Consider the following 16,459-nt stretch of genomic DNA (forward strand, 5'->3'; position numbering starts at 1 on the left):
CGCCGAGGCGGGGTCAGGGGCCCCACGTCGCCCGGGGCCTCGACCTGCGTCAGTTCGCCCCACTGGGCAGGAGGCCCCCGTGGAGTCGGGCGAGCAGCTGGGCGTGGTGGAGGTCGGCGACCGGCGCTATCAAGTCAGGGTGGCGCAGCAGGGGCGTCGCGCGGCAGTCGTGCGCGTCCGGGGTCGTCAATCTGCGGAACTCGACGGGGGCGGGGAAGGCGTGCGGGCAGTCGGAGAGTGCCGCCACCGCCGCAGCCGCCAGGGCGGGTGAACCGAGCAGACTGAGGGCCCAGCTCGCCACCACCTCGTCCACCCAGGTCCGCCAGGCGTCCTCGATGGCATCGGGGGCCTCCTCGGGGTCACCGGCTCCCAGGATCCGGTCCAGCCGACTGGAGCCGCCTGGCCCCGCCATCGCGACCAGCGCGGCATCGGCGGCTGTCGGGTACCGCAGCCAGGCTGCCACTGTCACGGCCTGGCGGGCCTGGGCGTCGGCGAGCGCGGCATTCATCGTTCCGTCCGCCGGCGGATAGGCGCGGACCAGCCACTGGGCGGTCGCGGCGATAATGGGTGACAGGTCCATGATCAACTGGTCAACCTCGGGTCCCGTGAGAGGCCGGGCTCTCACCCGGTACCGGCCCCACCGCACGAGGGACGGGCGGGGCGGCGGTCACCGTACCGTGAAGGCCAGAACCACCGAAATGACCCACATCACCATATGGTGCGTTCTTCCCGCGGGAGTGACGGCGAAGGCGACGCGCCTCCGGCGGGCGCCTGGCATGGCTCCGCGGAGGCCATCGAGCCATCCGGTACCGCCAGAGTCTGCGGGCCCGCCCCGTCGCGCGGGGCATGACCGGGAGATTTCCTGGTACCGGGGTACTCGTCCGTGTGAAGAGGCCCTCGGGCGCCCCGGCAGAGTGCCGTCTGCCCGGGAAGGAGTACCTGATGCCGTTGCCCACTGGGCGGGGAGAAGTCTCCGACAACCTCGTCAACGCTCTCCGCGGTGTGCCCGGGAAGACGACACCGCCCGCCGTTCCCACACCGGGGGAGGCGGACCCCTACGGGGACGACCTCCAGCTCGCGCTGTATCTCTGCTACGAGCTCCACTACCAGGGGTTCGCGGAGGTGGACGACGCCTGGGAATGGGACCCGGACCTGCTGCGGTTGCGCCAGGCCCTGGAGCGACGGTTTCTTGACGCGCTGCGCGCCGACGCGTCCGAGCACGACGAGGTGACGGGCGCCCTGGCGGAGCTGCTTGCGGAGTCGGGCGACGGCTCAGGGGTCTCCCACTACCTCAGGGAGGAGGGGGAGCCCTGGCAGCTGCGTGAATACATCGTCCAGCGTTCGCTCTACCAGCTCAAGGAGGCAGATCCGCATGTGTGGGTGATCCCGCGACTGCGGGGTGAGGCCAAGGCGGCCATGGCGGCGGTGGAGTACGACGAGTTCGGCGCCGGACGCGGGGAGCGCGTGCACGCCAGGTTGTTCGCCGACCTGATGACCGACCTGGATCTGGACCCGACGTACAACGGCTATCTCGATGCCGCCTCGGCGCAGATGCTGGCCGTGGTCAATCTGATGTCGCTGCTGGGACTGCACCGCGCGCTGCGCGGTGCCCTGGTGGGACACTTCGCGACGGTGGAGATCACCTCATCGCCCTCCTCGGACCGGATGGCCCAGGCCCTGCGCCGCATCGGGGCGGGGGAGGCGGCGGTGTTCTTCTACACCGAGCATGTCGAGGCCGACGCGGTGCACGAGCAGGTTGTGCGGCACCGTGTGGTCGAGGGCCTCCTGCGCGATGAACCCGGCCTCGCAGCTGAGGTCGCCTTCGGTGTGGACGCCACCGTTTTCCTGGAGGACCGGCTCTCCGCCCAGCTGATGGACGCGTGGCGTGAGAACCGTTCCTCACTGCGTCTTCCGTTGTGACCTCGGTGTACGGCGCCGGTGGCTGGTGTCGCACCACGGGTAGCGTGCGCTGCGGCCGCACAGACACAGGGCGGCGGTGAAGCGGTCGGAGCGGACCACATGGCCGTCGGGCAGCGCCACCTCAACGGGGCCCTCGATCAGCATCGGGCCGTCCGTCCCCAGCCTCACGCGGACGGCGGGCTCATACCCCTCGCATGTGAGGTCTTCCGGACGCGTCCCGGCGTTGTCGTCGTGTTTGTTCGGCACGGATCACCACCAGCTCTTCCATTGCCTCGTCCGGTCCGATCAGCCCGCGGGCCTCCAGCCAAGCGGCCCGCTCACGCAGCACCGGCCCGAAGGGGATGCGACGGCGGTCGACCACGGCCGCCGACATATCCGCCCGCCCGAGCCGCTCCACGGTCCGTCCCACCCCGCACAGCGCGGAGTGGACCACGAGGAGTACACCTCCGGGGCGCAACAGCGGCGGTGCGTCCCGGCAGATCTGGTCGATCAGTGCCCGGCCGTCGATCCCGGCGTTCCACGCCACCGCACGGCCGCTGCGGCGGTCTGGAGAGGGTACATAGGGGGGATTGGCGACGATGAGATCGAAACGGTGCCTGGCCACCGGAGTCAGCAGATCCCCCCGCCTCACCTGGATACGCAACCCTTCCAGCCGGGCACGGACCCAGGCCGTCGCCACCGCCAGCGCCGATACGTCGACGGCAGTCACGCGGCTCGCGCCGCGACGTGCCGCGGTGAGGGCCAAGGCCCCACTACCGGTCCCGACGTCCAGGACGGTGGTCTCACCGGTGATACTTTCCCGCTCCAGCGCCTCGACCAGCAGCCACGTGTCGTGCTGCGGCGCGTACACCCCAGGAGGGGCCATCAGCATCATCCGCCATGAGTACCCACAGATCGCGATGGCATCCGTGTGGTGTGGTGCAAGACGGCGTGCGATGCAACATCCCTCGCGAGGAACGACTGCGTGAGCGGTCGGCCAAGCGCATGCTAGTGGCGGCCGCGGGCGGAGCTGGAAGCGCCCCCGAAGAGGCGTGCCACGGCGCGGAAGGGGAGAGTGACGACGGTGGCGACGGCGCCACCGATGGACCGGAAGACGTCTGCCAGTGCGCGGAACATCGCCAAGCCTCCATTCTGGTCGACATGTGCTGGCGGTGGCCGATGGTTGCGGACCCCGCGGAGTCAATCACTCCCCGTGTTCCCCGGGCGGGATCGCGGAAACGAGTCCGTCGGCCAGGTGGCCGCCAATCCCTCAGCGCCGCATCCCTCGCCAGGTGGCGGCGACGCACCGATTCATTGCGTCACACGGCGTCCACGGAGAGTGCTGAATCATCTCGGGGTCGAGCGCCCGGCAACCGATGGCGGGCGGCGATGAGGGCGGCGTCCACGTCCCGGGTGCCGGTGGCCACGCACAGGGTGTACGAGACGTCATCCAGTCGCTGCTGTGCCTCCGGTCCGCCCTCACTCGCGTGCAGCGCGTGCAATGCCTCGTACTGGGCGACGAGGTCGGTCAGTACCGCGGGATGAGCCATCAGCATGGGGTTTCCTTCCAGCGCACTGTCATTCGGCAACCTCCGGGTTCCCCCGCGGCCCCGGCCCATGCCCCTGCCTGTGACCTGGCGGCCGTCACCGATTCGGACTCATCGGGCCGCAGGATGTTTCGGGGCCCGCGGGCGGTGGGCACCCGTGGCAGCCACTGGCATGGAACGGGTGCCGGACGACACATGAGACAGCGAAAGGGTGCTGAGGACATGGGCCATGGTGGCAACGTCATCGAGGAACTGACCACCGACCACCGCGAGGTCGAAGAACTGTTCAACCAGATCCGCAACGCGCCGTCGGCCGACGAGCGCAAGAAGTTCACCGACCAGCTGACGATCGAGCTGGTGCGACACTCCGTCGCAGAGGAGATGTACCTCTACCCCGCCGTTCGCGAGCATCTTCCTGGGGGCGACGCCCTGGCCGACAGGGAGATCTCTGATCACGCCGAGGTGGAGAAACTGCTCAAGGTCCTTGAGGGACAGACGGCGGACGACCAGGAGTTCGACCGCCTCATCGCCCGGCTGGAGGCCGAGGTCACCTCCCACGTCCGGGACGAGGAGACCAACCTCTTCGTCCAGCTGAGTGGTGCCTGCTCCACGGATGTCCTCGGGGACCTGGGCGAGAAGGTCCGTACGGCGAAGAAGGTGGCCCCGACCCGGCCCCATCCCGGCGCTCCCAGCACCCCGCCGGGCAACAAGCTGCTCGCCCCCGGCGTCGGCCTGGTCGACCGCGCTCGGGACTTCGTTTCCGGGCGTGGCAAGTAATCGCTGTCGCAGCGAGTGCTGAGGGGGCCAGTGCGCCCGTGAGCACGACTGGACGAGCGGAAGGCGGACCCATCGTGACAACCGCTCGTGAGATCATGACCCCCGACGCGCAGTGCGCCGCTTCCGAGGACAGTGCCCTGGAGGCCGCTCGCAAGATGACCCGCCTGAGTGTGGGCGCCCTGCCTGTCTGCGGCACCGACGGCAAGCTCAAGGGTGTCATCACCGACCGCGACATCGTGGTCAAGGTGCTCGGCAAGGGCAACGATCCCACCCGGATCAAGGCGGGCGAACTCGCCCAGGGCGAAGCTGTCACCATCGGTGCCGATGGCGGCGCAGAGGAGATCCTGACCACCATGATCAACCACAAGGTCAGGTGCCTGCCCGTGATCGACGGCCATGACCTGGTCGGCATGGTCGCCCAGGCCGATGTCGCCCGTGTCCTCCCCGACCCGAAGGTCGGGGGTCTCCTCCGGGCCCTCTCCTCGGATTGACGTCCTCATGAGGATCCTCAGTGTGAATGTGGGGTCGGCCGCGCCCGTGGCCTTCACCGATGCGCCCTCGCGGGCTGGCTGGGAGAGAAGGGCTGGTTGCGGCGCTTCACCGAGGCGGCGTCTTCTGGCGCCATGCTGCGTGTCATCGACCCTGGCGAGGGGGAGGTCGGGGATCCGACCGAAGTGATCCACGTGGATGGAACGTGAGCAGTTGGCCGTCGCCCTTTCCTGAACGGCCGAGGACGGGGGAGCCCATGGTGGGGCAAACGGAGGTGCCGACCGCACGGGAAGAGGCGAAACGGTATGAAGCATGGTGACGATCTGATCGCGGAGCTGACCGCCGACCACCGCGAGGTCGAGCGGCCTTCAAGCGCTTCGAGGAAACCCCTCCTGCCAGTGACGATCGCAAGCATCTGGCGGACGCGCTGACGGTCGAGCTGGTGCGGCATTCTGTCGCCGAGGAGGCGTATCTGTACCCGGCGGTCCGTGAGCATCTGGAGGAGGGGGACGCGCTGGCGGACAAGGAATTGGCCGACCACGCGCGAGTGGAACAGCTCCTCAACGACCTCGAGCGTCACAAGGGCGGTGAGCTGCCTTCCGACCGGTTGATGGTGAAGCTGCGCACCGAGGTGACCGCCCACATCCGGGACGAGGAGAACCGCCTGTTCGCACAGCTCCGTGACTATGTGCACCCCTACGTCCTCGAAGACTTGGGCAACAAGGTCCGGCAGACGAAGAAGAGCGCTCCTACCCGCCCTCATCTCCATGCTCCGAACACTCCACCGGCCAACAAGTTGCTCGCGCCGGGCGTGGGGCTGGTGGACCGTGTGCGTGACTACATCTCCGGGCGCGGCCGACAGTAGGGTGCTCAGCTCTCGTAGGGGGCGGACCTCTGGGGCCACTTGCTGTGCGGGCTGAGTGGCCCCCGCCGATCCGTCGTGGTCAGCCGTCTTTGCCCATGGCTTTGCGGACGGTGTCCCGAGTGCGGTCGATCATCGCTGCCATCGGTCCGACGGCGACGTTCTTCGTCGCCGACTCCACGCCCGGGTGCGGATGGGTGGGAGCGGTCGCTTCGGCGGCTTTGACGGCCTTGGCCATCGCGATGAGCAACCCGGGGTCGAGTCGTCGCCGCAGCTGGGCGAACTCGTAGCGTTCCTCGGAACGCGCGTGCTCCATGACCTCCGTGCGCAGTTCGCGGAGGAGCGGCATGAACCCGGTGTCGTCGGGGTCCATGCCGTCGAGCTGGCTGAGTTTCTCCTCGGCCTGCTTCTCCTCCCGCAGCCGGTCTTCGACGACGCTCGCGCCGCCGTCGAAGCAACGCCGTGCCGCGGGGTGCACGACTTCTTCCTCGGCGGTTTCGTGGATGGCCATGAGGCGGACGAGCCTGCGGAACGCATCCCGCCGCGCGTCCCCCCGGGACCGCTCGACCTCATCGAAGAGGTTGCGGATGTCACCGTGCTGGCGCATCAACAACCCCACCACGTCGTCCATGTCGGTCGCGGCATTGCTTCGCACGTCGTGCATCACGATCTGCTCCAGGTCTCTGCGGCCGAATCAGGTGCGTGAGCGTTGGATGGGGTCCGGGTGCTCGCCCTCGGTCTCCAGCCGGTACTCGCGGCCGAACGTCTCGCGGTGCTGCTCCATCACACGCGCGCTCGCCGGCTGATCACCGTTGTTGAGCTGTGCCTGCATGGCCTCGAAGCGCTCATGCGCTTCGCGTACGTATCCCGCGCCAAGCGTTGTCAGATCCATCTGCGTGCCCAGGAGCTCACGCACATAGGCCTTGTTGGGCTCGAACGTCAGTACGTTGGGAAGTTCGGGAGCGATGACCTCTTCGGGCTCGCGGCCGTCATGGCGTCGCATCAGGTCACAGGCGATGCGCAAATGCTCCAGCTCCATGTTCAGGTGCAGCTCCCAGATGGCCTTCACCCTGGCGTCCGGCTCCTGCTCCATGAAGGAGTAGTAGAGGTAGCACTCGTTGTACTCGTGGTTGACCAGTCGCTCCCACCACGTCTCGCCCGGGTCGACCAGGGACTCGTAGTGGGTGACGTGCTCCTCCTCGATGAGGCCGATCTCCTGGTAGAGCTGGCGTGCGATGGGCTCCATGTACTGGGGACCGACGTTCATGTAGAAGTTCATGGTCTGCTGCTCGGCAGCCATGATCGTCAGCGCGTGCAGTTTGGAGAGCGGGTCTACCCGATTCCGGTCATATGGCTCGCGGACATTGTCCCTCGGATCGCGATGGTGATACGGGGTCGGGCGGCCCGGCATGACCTCCGTGACCCCCTGCACGATCTCCTCCGCTTTCCGGTGCTCGATCATCTCGTACAGATTCGCGTACCGGTACAGATGATCGAAATCCTCCAGCAGCCCGAACTGGTACGCCTGCTTCAGATACGGATCCGGCTCCATACGAGCCACCCACGCCGTCAGATCCACCGCCACCTGCTCATAGGCGATTGTGGTCTCCAGCACCGACGCCACCCCCGGCAGCAACCAGTTCACCGCCTTTTGCTGCTGTGCCTCGACAGCGCGGACACGGGCCAGTTCCCGCTTCACCTCCATGTCCGGCATATGACGAGCCATCTGATGGCTGAAGAGAATCGCCTCGACCTCAATCCCGTTCATCGCGATGATCCGGCAGCGGGTGTAGGGATCACAACGATCGGGGTCGATGGGCGGGACATCCAGCTCCCGCCACGTACGCATCTGGCGGTCCAGCGGGATCCCACGCTGTTCGAGCGGATTGAACGACATGCGATCTCCTCGGGACGACGACCCCTGGATCCGTTCCCGAGCTCTGATTCGTATCCCACCGTGCCCCGGCGCTTCACCTGAACGGCAGAGCGGTGGAGATGGCGCCGGGGCGCTCTGTCCCTCTGCGGATCGCTTGATGTGCCGGGCTCGGTAGCGGACACCCGGTACGCGCACCGTACGACGCGGCCGTGGGCACCGGCCCAACGGCCGCGTGGAAAATGTGGAAGACCTCATGGGAAGGGAAGCCGTGCAGCGTCGCGAGCACGAAAGCGCAGCCCAGCAGGTCGTCTCTGAACCGGCCCCGCCCTACGACGCGGACTAGCAGAAACGGCCGGGCCTGGAGACCGACATGCATACGGCTCCGCGGTACCAGGCCGCGAAGTACAGCGCCAGCGGCAGATAGCATGAAAAGATCGCTCTCATCACGGGTGGGGATTCCGGCATTGGACGCGCGCTCGAGGGCAGTGCCACGATGATTGGCTACGCCGCGTCCAAGGCCGCGCTGATCACGTTCACCAAGTCGATCGCAACGCACCTGGCACAGCGTGGCGTGCGCGCCAACGTGGTCGCTCCGGGACCGACGAGGTCATCGCCGTCACCGGGGGCATCGTCGACACCCGTTGAGCGCCCCCTCGGCCGTCGCGCGTTGCGGAAGCGGCCGACCAACGGGCGCGGAACTCGACAAGCGCCCATCCGGTCGGAACCTCGTGTCCACGGCGCCGCCGGCACCGCGGTCACGAAGGCACCGGTGCCGGCACGTAGTCCTCTGGGAGATCCTCTCCCTTGAAATGCGCTAGTGGATGGTCATGGCGTGCCGGCGCATGGTCCGCTACGGGTGGTCCGGTGGCGCGGGCTGAGGGTACCAGGTATCACGTGTGTGTACTGCGGAGGCTCTCCGGCGAGGGACTCGTCGGCGTGGTCCGCGAGCGCCCCGGCCGCTAGCGCCCCTCCGCCGCACGTGCCCTGCCCGCTCTGACACAAGTGAATGCCAGCGCGGACAGCGGCAGGACTTCCAGGAAGCTGTGGATGTGCTGTTCCACCGGATGTACCCAGCGCTCTCCGGTGGCCAGACTGACGTCCCATAGGGCAGTGGCACCGTGCGCGAGAGCCGCTCCTCCCATCACCGAGAGCACAAGGGGGTTGATCCGTGCCAGCAGCCCCATCGCCACGGGGACGCCCGCTTCGGCCATCATCAGCGCGTGGAGTGCCGACTCGCGCGTACCGGAGGTTTCCTGGATCCGGGTCCGCCGGTGCATGATCCAGTCGGCGACGGCCGGTACGAACCACAGCGGCAGCATCCCGTACATCAGGAACCGCCGATTGGTGTCTTCCACGTTCCCGGGGTTCCGTGACACCCACAGGTCACGTGGACGCCTCCAGCGTCGCCAGGCACGCGCGACCGGGCTTCGGGCGGGAGTCATCGTGCCTCCAGGGTGGGTCATCGAACCCTCTGTGGTCGGGACTGCGACAGCACAGGGTTCACTGCGCATGGCGTGAGGAAACGCGGCTGGTCCTTCGCCACCTCGTTTCCTGCGTGAGGTTTCGGGAACGCGGGACGCGGCCAGGTCCGTACTCGGAACGGGTGACCTTTCGTTGCCGAGTGAGACCAGCTGCCGCGGTGGGAAACGCACTGAACGGGCCGTCCGCTCGCTTGGTGGCGAGTCAGGTGCCGCAAGGCCCGGTGACAGGAGAGGAGACAGGGATGGACAGCCCCGCTGACGAGGCATTACCAGAAGTGGACGCACCACGCAGCCTTCGGCTTCCCGCCATCTTTCTGGGGATCGGGCTCGGCGGGTTCGTCGACGGCATCCTGTTGCACCAGCTTCTGCAGTGGCACCACATGCTCACCAGTACCGACCACGACCACATCGGAGTGAAGTACTACAGCCCGCATACCGTCTCCGGACTGGAGATGAACACCGTCTGGGACGGCATTTTCCACACCGTGTGCTGGCTCGCCGTTCTGACCGGCCTGGCCGTCCTGTATGCGCGCGTGACCCATCAGCGACGCCGTGTATGGGCCTCCCGGGTGCTATGGGGATGGATCCTGGTCGGCTGGGGCCTGTTCAACCTCGTCGAAGGGGTACTGGACCACCACCTTCTCGGAATCCATCATGTGCACGGCGGCCCCCACCAGATGTGGTGGGACATCGGTTTCCTCGTGCTGGGGGCCTTGCTGCTCGTCGGTGGCCATGCGCTCCAGCAGGGCGGGCGCTTCTTCGATCCCGAGGTCTCCGGTGCCGGGCTCACCGGGCGGCCCGGCCGGTGAGCGGCCACCCTCACACCGGCCACGCGGCGGGCAGCGATGTGCTGGTCGTCGTGTTGCCCGCCGTGATCCTGCTCATGTGCGCCGGTGGCTATCTTCGGCTGGCTCATCGGGCCAGGTCGCGCAATCCGGCGCGGGGTTGGAGCCAGTGGCGTTCAGCCTCGTTCGCGACGGGCCTCTCGCTGCTGGCCGTAGCACTGCTGCCGCCCATGGCTCCCTTCGCGCACACCGACTTCCGTGGCCACATGGCGCAGCACCTGCTCATCGGCATGTACGCACCGCTGGCGCTGGTCCTCGGCGCTCCTGTCACCCTGCTGCTGCGGAATCTCTCCGCCCCGCAGGGCCGACGGCTCACCACCGTCCTGCACAGCCGCCCCGCCAGAGTGCTGGGACACCCGGCCACTGCCCTGCTGCTGGCCCCCGGCAGCCTTGTGGCGCTGTACTTCACCCCGCTCCACCAAGCCGCCATGGACTCCTCGACCGGAGGGTGGCTGACGCACGCCCACTTCCTGTTGTCGGGGTGTCTGTTCACCCACGTCATCGCCGGCCCCGATCCGGCCGCCAGTCGCCCGCGGGTCCCGGTCCGTCTGATGTGGCTCGGCTGCGCCATCGCTGTGCACGCCGTGGTCTCGCAGTTGATGTATGGAGGGTTCTGGATCGACATCGCCGCCCCGGCTGTCGAAGTCCGGAGCGCGGCGGAGCTGATGTACTACGGCGGTGACATCGCCGAACTCCTCCTTGCCACCGCGCTCGTGGCCACCTGGCGCCCCGTGCGGCGTCCCCCTCTCCCGGCCAACCCTCCCTGGGTGTGTGACGCTCCCGTCGGCTGGTTGAGGTCCATGCTTGGTCCCGGAAAGGCCCGGAGGCGCATGGGGGACGTGAACCGGGCAATGCGTCTGAGGTGATACGTGTTGGAATCATCGTCCTGACCCTGGGCTCCGCCCTCGTGGCCGCGGTGGCGGCGGTGGGCAGCTCGCCGTACTGGCTGTTCGCCGCTCTCACCCTTGCGTTACTGGGTCTGCTGGGTACGTGGGACCTGCTGCAGCGGCGCCACTCCGTGCTGCGCAACTATCCGGTTCTGGGCCATGCGCGCTTTCTCCTGGAACGGATACGTCCGGAACTCCAGCAGTACTTCATCGAACGCAACTATGACGGGCGCCCTTACGACCGGGATGTGCGCAGCATCGTCTACGAGCGCGCGAAGGGCACGGATGCGGAGGAGCCCTTTGGCACGGAACGTGATGTGTATCAGCCAGGCTACGAGTTCCTCGTTCCCTCGATGGCACCTTGCGCGGTGCCGTCCACGCCGCCCCGAGTGCGTGTCGGTGGCCCTGGCTGCGCTCGCCCTTACGACATGGCGCTGCTGAACGTCTCGGCCATGAGCTTCGGGTCGCTGTCGGCCAACGCGATCCTCGCCCTCAACGGCGGTGCCGCGGCTGGGGGGTTCGCCCACGACACCGGGGAGGGAGGCGTGTCCGAATATCACCTCCGTCCTGGCGGCGATCTCATCTGGGAGATCGGCACCGGCTACTTCGGCTGCCGGACCGAGGCTGGCGATTTCGACCCGGCGGCGTTCGCCGACAAGGCCGCACACGACCACGTCAAGTGCGTGTCGCTGAAGCTGTCGCAGGGAGCCAAGCCCGGTATCGGCGGTGTTCTGCCGGGAGCCAAGGTCAACGCTGAGATCGCCCGGGCCCGGGGCGTGCCTGAAGGGCGGACCGTGGTCTCCCCGCCCTACCACCGTGTGTTCTCCACCCCGCGCGGACTCGTTCGCTTCATCGCCCGGATGAGGGAGTTGTCCGGTGGCAAGCCGATCGGCTTCAAGCTCTGCGTGGGCTCTCGTCAGCAGTTTCTCGCGGTGTGCAAGGCCATGCTGGACGAGGGCACCACGCCTGACTTCATCGTAGTGGACGGAGGCGAGGGAGGGACCGGGGCGGCGCCCCTGGAGTTCGCGGATCATGTGGGTGCCCCCCTCACCGAGGGGCTGCTCACGGTGCACAACGCCCTTGTCGGCGTGGGGCTGCGGGATCGCGTCAAGGTCGGGGCGAGCGGCAAGATCGCCACTGGAATCGACCTGGTCAAGCGTATGGTGCAGGGAGCCGACTACACCAACTCCGCACGGGCGATGATGTTCGCCGTGGGCTGCATCCAGGCGCAGCGGTGCCACACCAACACGTGCCCGACCGGTGTCACGACCCAAGACCCCCGCCGAGCCCGAGCCCTCGACGTCGGTGACAAGACACGTCGTGTGCGGCGCTTTCAGGAGGCCACGGTGGCCAGTGCCCAGCAGATCATGGCGTCCATGGGTGTCACCGACCCCGCGGAGCTGCGCCCTCATATGCTTCACCGCCGCATCGACCCCTACACCCACCGCTCCTACGAGCAGTTGTACGAGTGGCTCGAGCCGGGGCAGTTGCTTGCCGAGCCGCCCGCCTCCTGGGCGGCTGACTGGAAGGCCGCCGAGCCCGACCGTTTCACGGTCTGATCCGGGGACTGACCTCTACCGCACCGCGCCGGTGTCCTCGTGGACGTCACCCGGGTGGCCTCCACGACGATCAACAGTGCCGTATGACGTTCAGGGCCGTCCGACTCCAGCACCTGGCGGAACCACTGACCGATCCAAGTGAGCGGGCCTGCTTCCGACCGCTCCGCCTGACTCGCGCGGCCGACCATGCACACCCTCCGCTTCCGCGCGCGACCAGGCGCCAAGTCTCCCGCCAGTCCGCCCCCGCCCCAACGGGACACGCCCCCGTGCCGCTGCGCACCAGGGCCCTGGCAGGGTGGTTCGGTCCGTCGCAGGCCGGTCGTGCGGCGCCCCCCCGCGTACCCGGTCACCCGCCGTCGGCACCGAGGGTGCGGGATCGTTTCTCCTCCGCAGTCGCTAGCGCGCCTGCGCACACCGGGAGCAATGATGAGCAGACTGGGTACATCGTCCAGGTGGGCACCGGGACACGAAGGAGACGTGATGAGGGCTTTGACCTGGCACGGCAGGCGTGATGTCCGCGTCGACACCGTCCCCGACCCTCGGATCGTGGACCCGACCGACATCATCGTCCGGATCACATCGACCGGCATCTGCGGGTCTGACCTGCACCTGTACGAGGTCCTCGGGCCGTTCCTCGAGCCCGGTGACATCTTGGGCCATGAGCCGATGGGCGTCGTCGCGGAGGTGGGGCCGGAGGTGACCGCCGTGGAAGTCGGAGACCGGGTAGTGGTGCCCTTCAACATCTCCTGTGGCACCTGCTGGATGTGTTCCCGAGGGCTCCACTCACAGTGCGAGACGACCCAGGTCACCGAGCGGGGGACGGGCGCCGCTCTGTTCGGCTTCTCCAAGCTCTACGGGCAAGTGCCGGGCGGGCAAGCGGAGTTGCTCCGCGTCCCGTTCGGCAACACTCTTCCGGTCAAGGTGCCCCATGGCCCGCCGGACCAGCGCTATCTCTTCCTCTCCGACGTCCTCCCCACTGCTTGGCAGTCCGTTGCCTACGCGGACATCCCTCGAGGCGGGACCGTCACGGTGCTCGGGCTGGGGCCCATCGGCGACATGGCCGCACGCATCGCCCTGCACCAGGGAGCGAGCGAAGTCATCGGCGTGGACCTCGTCCCCGAACGACTGGAGCGGGCGCGGGACCGCGGGGTGCACGTCCTGGACGCGAAGGAATACGGAAAGGATCTCGGCGAGGGAATCCGCGGCCTCACCGGAGGCCGCGGCAGCGACGCCGTTATCGAGGCGGTGGGCATGGAGGCCCATGGCGCGCCGTTGGCCAAGGCGGCCCAGCAGTTCGCCGGCCTGCTGCCCGACGCGCTGGGGGAGAAGATGATGGGGCGGGCCGGGGTGGACAGCATGGTGGCCTTCAACGCGGCTGTCGGTGCCGTTCGACGGGGCGGGACCATCTCGGTCATTGGCCTCTACGGAGGCGCTGTCGATCCGATGCCGATGATGACGATGTTCGACAAGCAGATCCAGCTGCGTATGGGGCAGGCCAACGTCAAGAGATGGGTACCTGACATCCTCCCGCTGCTCGTCGACGCCGATCCTCTCGGCGTCGACGACTTCGCCACCCACACGCTGCCGCTCGAAGAAGGGCCGCGTGCCTACAAGACCTTCCAGGCCAAGGAAGACGGCATGATCAAGGCTGTCCTCACGCCCTGAACGACATCGGGAGCTGCGGCAAGCCGATGACAGCTTCCCCTTTCAAGGAGCCTGTGATGACTCGCGCCGCGGCGCTCGTCTGCACCCTCAACCCGTCGCCCGCTCGTTCCAGCAGTCAACTCCTCGCGGACCAGATCATGGGCGAGCTCGCCGACCTCGGCGTTCAGGGTGAGACGATCCGTATCGCTGATCACGACGTCCGCTGCACGCGAAGGTCATGGAGGCCGACATCCTCCTCCTTGCTACTCCGATCTGGCTCGGCCACCCCTCCAGTCTGTGCCAGCGGACCTTGGAACGGCTCAACGCCGACATCTCGGAAACCGATGACCAGGGCCGGCAGCTGACCTACGGGAAGGTGGGCATCGTGGCCGTCGTCGGAAATGAGGACGGCGCCCACAAAGTGAGCGCCGACCTCTTCCAAGGTCTCAACGACCTCGGATTCTCTCTGGCGCCGGGGGCGGTCACCTACTGGGTGGGCGAGGCGCAGCACGGTACGGACTACCAGGACCTCGAACGGACTCCGGAAGCCGTCGAAGCGTCGACACGGGCCCTGGCGGTCAACGCGGTGCACTTGGCCCGCACCCTGAAGGACTCTCCCTATCCGCCCAGTTGATCATGGCGGGAGGCCCGCCGCGTGTCAGTCCTTTCGTTCGTGGTGGTGGCTCTTGCCGGGGAGGAATTCCTGGATCTTGGCTTTGACGCCCTGTCGGACCACGTTGGTGCGGTCGCTGTCGCCCTTGATGATGGCTTCGGCGGCGGCCTCGATCTGGTCGAGGGTGGCGTGTGGGGGGATCGGGGGGACGGCGGGATCGGTGCGGAAGTCGATGACGAAGGGGCGGTCGGCGCCGAGAGCCTTGTGCCAGGCGGATTCCACCGCGTCCGGTGTCTCCACCCGTACGCCCTCCAGGCCGATGGAGCGGGCGAAGTCCGCGTAGGCCACGTCCGGCAGGGACTGGGAGGGGAGGAACTGCGGTGCGCCGGACATGGCGCGCATCTCCCAGGTGACCTGGTTGAGGTCATGGTTGTTGAGGACGGCGACGATGAGCCGGGGGTCCTGCCAGTCCCTCCAGTACTTGGCGGCGGTGATGAGTTCGGCCATGCCGTTCATCTGCATGGCCCCGTCGCCCACCAGGGCCAGTGCGGGCCGGTCGGGGTGGGCGAACTTGGCCCCGATGACATACGGGACGCCGGGTCCCATGGTGGCGAGCGTGCCGGAGAGCGAACCGCGCATGCTCCCGCGCAGGCGCAGGTGGCGTGCGTACCAGTTGGCGGCGGAGCCGGAATCGGCGGCCAGGATCACATCGTGGGGCAGGAGAGCGTCGAGTGCGTGGACGACGTACTCGGGGTTGAGGGGATCGGCCTCCACGGCGGCACGCCGTTCCATCACCTTCCACCAGCGGGCGGTGTTCTTCTCGATCTTCTTCCGCCATGAGCCGTGCTTGTTGCGCTTGAGCTTGGGCAGCAGGGCCTTGAGCGTCTGCTGGGCGTCCCCGACGAGGTTGACCTCGAAGGGGTAGCGCAGGCCGACCATGAAGGGGTCGATGTCGATCTGTACGGCGCGGGCCTGGTCCAGTTCGGGGAGGAACTGGCTGTAGGGGAAGCTGGAGCCGATGACGAGGAGGGTGTCGCACTCCTGCATCAGTTCGTAGGAAGGCCGGGTGCCCAGCAGTCCGATGGCCCCGGTGACGTACGGCAGGTCGTCGGGGAAGGCGTCCTTGCCCAGGAGTGCCTTGGCCACCCCGGCGCCCAGCAGCTCGGCGAGCTCCTCGACCTCCGCCCGTGCCCCGCGGGCGCCCTGGCCGATGAGGACGGCCACCTTCTGCCCGGCGTTGATCACCTCGGCGGCACGGTCGAGGTCTTCTGCGCCGGGGACGGGTGCCGAGGAGGACATCCCCAGGCTGGAGGGCACCATCTTGAAGGCGTGCGTGGGCGGTGAGTAGTCGAGTTCCTGCACGTCGGCGGGGACGATGATGGCCGTCACGGTGCGCTTGGCGTAGGCGGTGCGGATCGCCCGGTCGATGACGTTGGGGAGCTGTTCGGGGACGGTGACCATCTCGCAGAAGTCGGAGGCGACGTCCTTGTAGAGGCTGAGCAGGTCGACCTCCTGCTGGTAGGAGCCGCCCATGGCGCTGCGGTTGGTCTGGCCGACGATGGCCACCACGGGGACGTGGTCGAGTTTGGCGTCGTACAGGCCGTTGAGGAGGTGGATGGCGCCCGGGCCGGAGGTGGCGGCGCACACGCCCACGCGGCCGGAGAACTTGGCGTAGCCGACGGCCTGGAAGGCGGACATCTCCTCGTGCCGGGACTGGATGAACCGGGGCTGGTTGTCGGCCCGTCCCCAGGCGGCGAGCAGACCGTTGATACCGTCGCCCGCGTAGCCGAAGACGTGTTCCACATCCCACTCGCGCAGTCGCTGGAGGATGTAGTCGGACACCTTGAGTGACACAGGTTCTTCCTCTCGTCCTTGCGAGGGCATACGCGCCCGTCGACCGGAGGCGGGGCATACGAGGGTGCGGGCCCCGCGCACCACATTCGTTCCCGGGGTTCCCAGCATCGCCGGTCCCAGTCCTGG

Annotated in this window: 18 protein-coding genes and 1 pseudogene; 10 read left to right on the forward strand and 9 right to left on the reverse strand. The window is 67.8% G+C overall.

Translation table 11 applies throughout. The features are described from left to right. Positions 1-49: 49 nt before the first annotated feature. The gene (locus AC07FT_RS19365; protein ID WP_479177274.1) at positions 50-586 is read right to left on the reverse strand and encodes a hypothetical protein; all 537 of its coding nucleotides are present in this window, start codon (positions 584-586) and stop codon (positions 50-52) included. Positions 587-942: 356 nt separating this feature from the next. Between AC07FT_RS19365 and AC07FT_RS19370 the strand changes: the two genes are divergently transcribed. Continuing rightward, positions 943-1,920 carry an iron-containing redox enzyme family protein gene (locus AC07FT_RS19370; RefSeq protein WP_479177275.1) on the forward strand — a complete coding sequence of 326 codons (978 nt, stop codon included), beginning with the start codon at positions 943-945 and terminating at the stop codon, positions 1,918-1,920. On the opposite strand, the gene AC07FT_RS19375 is transcribed toward AC07FT_RS19370, so the two are convergent. From AC07FT_RS19375 to AC07FT_RS19390, 4 genes are all read right to left on the reverse strand, one after another. After that, positions 1,900-2,064, reverse strand: coding sequence for a CDGSH iron-sulfur domain-containing protein (locus AC07FT_RS19375; RefSeq protein WP_479177439.1), 165 nt, complete (start codon positions 2,062-2,064; stop codon positions 1,900-1,902). The two genes, AC07FT_RS19370 and AC07FT_RS19375, sit on opposite strands and share 21 nt — an antisense overlap. A gap of 37 nt (positions 2,065-2,101) precedes the next feature. Next, entirely contained in the window at positions 2,102-2,794 is a 693-nt protein-coding gene (locus tag AC07FT_RS19380) for a HemK2/MTQ2 family protein methyltransferase (RefSeq protein WP_479177276.1), read from the reverse strand. Positions 2,795-2,907: 113 nt separating this feature from the next. Continuing rightward, entirely contained in the window at positions 2,908-3,036 is a 129-nt protein-coding gene (locus AC07FT_RS19385; protein ID WP_479177277.1) for an LPFR motif small protein, read from the reverse strand. A 182-nt stretch (positions 3,037-3,218) separates the two neighbouring features. Then, on the reverse strand, positions 3,219-3,455 hold the full coding sequence (locus AC07FT_RS19390; RefSeq protein ID WP_479177278.1) for a DUF5133 domain-containing protein: 237 nt from the start codon (positions 3,453-3,455) through the stop codon (positions 3,219-3,221). Positions 3,456-3,668: 213 nt separating this feature from the next. Between AC07FT_RS19390 and AC07FT_RS19395 the strand changes: the two genes are divergently transcribed. From AC07FT_RS19395 to AC07FT_RS19405, 3 genes are all read left to right on the forward strand, one after another. Further along, complete coding sequence (locus tag AC07FT_RS19395) at positions 3,669-4,223, forward strand: hemerythrin domain-containing protein (RefSeq protein ID WP_479177441.1); 555 nt, start codon at positions 3,669-3,671, stop codon at positions 4,221-4,223. 74 nt (positions 4,224-4,297) lie between these two features. Beyond that, on the forward strand, positions 4,298-4,714 hold the full coding sequence (locus AC07FT_RS19400) for a CBS domain-containing protein (RefSeq protein ID WP_479177279.1): 417 nt from the start codon (positions 4,298-4,300) through the stop codon (positions 4,712-4,714). Positions 4,715-5,127: 413 nt separating this feature from the next. Further along, complete coding sequence (locus tag AC07FT_RS19405; RefSeq protein ID WP_479177443.1) at positions 5,128-5,577, forward strand: hemerythrin domain-containing protein; 450 nt, start codon at positions 5,128-5,130, stop codon at positions 5,575-5,577. A gap of 79 nt (positions 5,578-5,656) precedes the next feature. On the opposite strand, the gene AC07FT_RS19410 is transcribed toward AC07FT_RS19405, so the two are convergent. Beyond that, positions 5,657-6,238, reverse strand: coding sequence for a hemerythrin domain-containing protein (locus AC07FT_RS19410; protein WP_479177445.1), 582 nt, complete (start codon positions 6,236-6,238; stop codon positions 5,657-5,659). A gap of 30 nt (positions 6,239-6,268) precedes the next feature. Further along, positions 6,269-7,471, reverse strand: a complete 1,203-nt coding sequence (locus tag AC07FT_RS19415; protein ID WP_479177280.1) for a hypothetical protein — start codon at positions 7,469-7,471, stop codon at positions 6,269-6,271. Between the two features lie 442 nt (positions 7,472-7,913). Here AC07FT_RS19415 and AC07FT_RS19420 point away from each other — a divergent pair, with 442 nt between their 5' ends. Next, entirely contained in the window at positions 7,914-8,258 is a 345-nt protein-coding gene (locus AC07FT_RS19420; protein WP_479177446.1) for an SDR family NAD(P)-dependent oxidoreductase, read from the forward strand. Between the two features lie 151 nt (positions 8,259-8,409). Here the strand turns inward: AC07FT_RS19420 and AC07FT_RS19425 are convergent, their stop codons facing one another. Further along, entirely contained in the window at positions 8,410-8,805 is a 396-nt protein-coding gene (locus tag AC07FT_RS19425; RefSeq protein ID WP_479177281.1) for a hypothetical protein, read from the reverse strand. A 368-nt stretch (positions 8,806-9,173) separates the two neighbouring features. Here AC07FT_RS19425 and AC07FT_RS19430 point away from each other — a divergent pair, with 368 nt between their 5' ends. The 5 genes and pseudogenes from AC07FT_RS19430 (at position 9,174) to AC07FT_RS19450 (ending at position 14,500) form a co-directional block, all read left to right on the forward strand. Continuing rightward, a complete protein-coding gene (locus AC07FT_RS19430) occupies positions 9,174-9,740 on the forward strand; it encodes a DUF2243 domain-containing protein (protein WP_479177282.1) in 567 nt (188 codons plus the stop codon). Positions 9,741-9,814: 74 nt separating this feature from the next. After that, positions 9,815-10,642, forward strand: a complete 828-nt coding sequence (locus AC07FT_RS19435) for a cytochrome c oxidase assembly protein (protein WP_479177448.1) — start codon at positions 9,815-9,817, stop codon at positions 10,640-10,642. A gap of 41 nt (positions 10,643-10,683) precedes the next feature. After that, positions 10,684-12,222, forward strand: a complete 1,539-nt coding sequence (locus AC07FT_RS19440; RefSeq protein WP_479177283.1) for an FMN-binding glutamate synthase family protein — start codon at positions 10,684-10,686, stop codon at positions 12,220-12,222. A 480-nt stretch (positions 12,223-12,702) separates the two neighbouring features. Continuing rightward, the gene (locus tag AC07FT_RS19445) at positions 12,703-13,887 is read left to right on the forward strand and encodes a zinc-dependent alcohol dehydrogenase (RefSeq protein ID WP_479177284.1); all 1,185 of its coding nucleotides are present in this window, start codon (positions 12,703-12,705) and stop codon (positions 13,885-13,887) included. A gap of 56 nt (positions 13,888-13,943) precedes the next feature. Next, positions 13,944-14,500: pseudogene (locus AC07FT_RS19450) on the forward strand (flavodoxin family protein). A 24-nt stretch (positions 14,501-14,524) separates the two neighbouring features. Here the strand turns inward: AC07FT_RS19450 and AC07FT_RS19455 are convergent. Continuing rightward, positions 14,525-16,363: a thiamine pyrophosphate-requiring protein gene (locus tag AC07FT_RS19455; protein WP_479177285.1), complete on the reverse strand. Its 1,839-nt coding sequence runs from the start codon at positions 16,361-16,363 to the stop codon at positions 14,525-14,527. Positions 16,364-16,459: the final 96 nt, after the last annotated feature.

This window comes from Streptomyces sp. NPDC045899, from assembly GCF_056431485.1.

Coding starts and splice junctions, on each gene's coding strand:
- AC07FT_RS19370 (WP_479177275.1), top strand. CDS start 943: ATGCCGTTGCCCACTGGGCGGGGAGAAGTCTCCGACAACCTCGTCAAC.
- AC07FT_RS19375 (WP_479177439.1), bottom strand. CDS start 2,064: ATGCTGATCGAGGGCCCCGTTGAGGTGGCGCTGCCCGACGGCCATGTG.
- AC07FT_RS19380 (WP_479177276.1), bottom strand. CDS start 2,794: ATGATGCTGATGGCCCCTCCTGGGGTGTACGCGCCGCAGCACGACACG.
- AC07FT_RS19385 (WP_479177277.1), bottom strand. CDS start 3,036: ATGTTCCGCGCACTGGCAGACGTCTTCCGGTCCATCGGTGGCGCCGTC.
- AC07FT_RS19390 (WP_479177278.1), bottom strand. CDS start 3,455: ATGCTGATGGCTCATCCCGCGGTACTGACCGACCTCGTCGCCCAGTAC.
- AC07FT_RS19395 (WP_479177441.1), top strand. CDS start 3,669: ATGGGCCATGGTGGCAACGTCATCGAGGAACTGACCACCGACCACCGC.
- AC07FT_RS19410 (WP_479177445.1), bottom strand. CDS start 6,238: ATGCACGACGTGCGAAGCAATGCCGCGACCGACATGGACGACGTGGTG.
- AC07FT_RS19415 (WP_479177280.1), bottom strand. CDS start 7,471: ATGTCGTTCAATCCGCTCGAACAGCGTGGGATCCCGCTGGACCGCCAG.
- AC07FT_RS19430 (WP_479177282.1), top strand. CDS start 9,174: ATGGACAGCCCCGCTGACGAGGCATTACCAGAAGTGGACGCACCACGC.
- AC07FT_RS19435 (WP_479177448.1), top strand. CDS start 9,815: ATGTGCGCCGGTGGCTATCTTCGGCTGGCTCATCGGGCCAGGTCGCGC.
- AC07FT_RS19445 (WP_479177284.1), top strand. CDS start 12,703: ATGAGGGCTTTGACCTGGCACGGCAGGCGTGATGTCCGCGTCGACACC.
- AC07FT_RS19455 (WP_479177285.1), bottom strand. CDS start 16,363: ATGCCCTCGCAAGGACGAGAGGAAGAACCTGTGTCACTCAAGGTGTCC.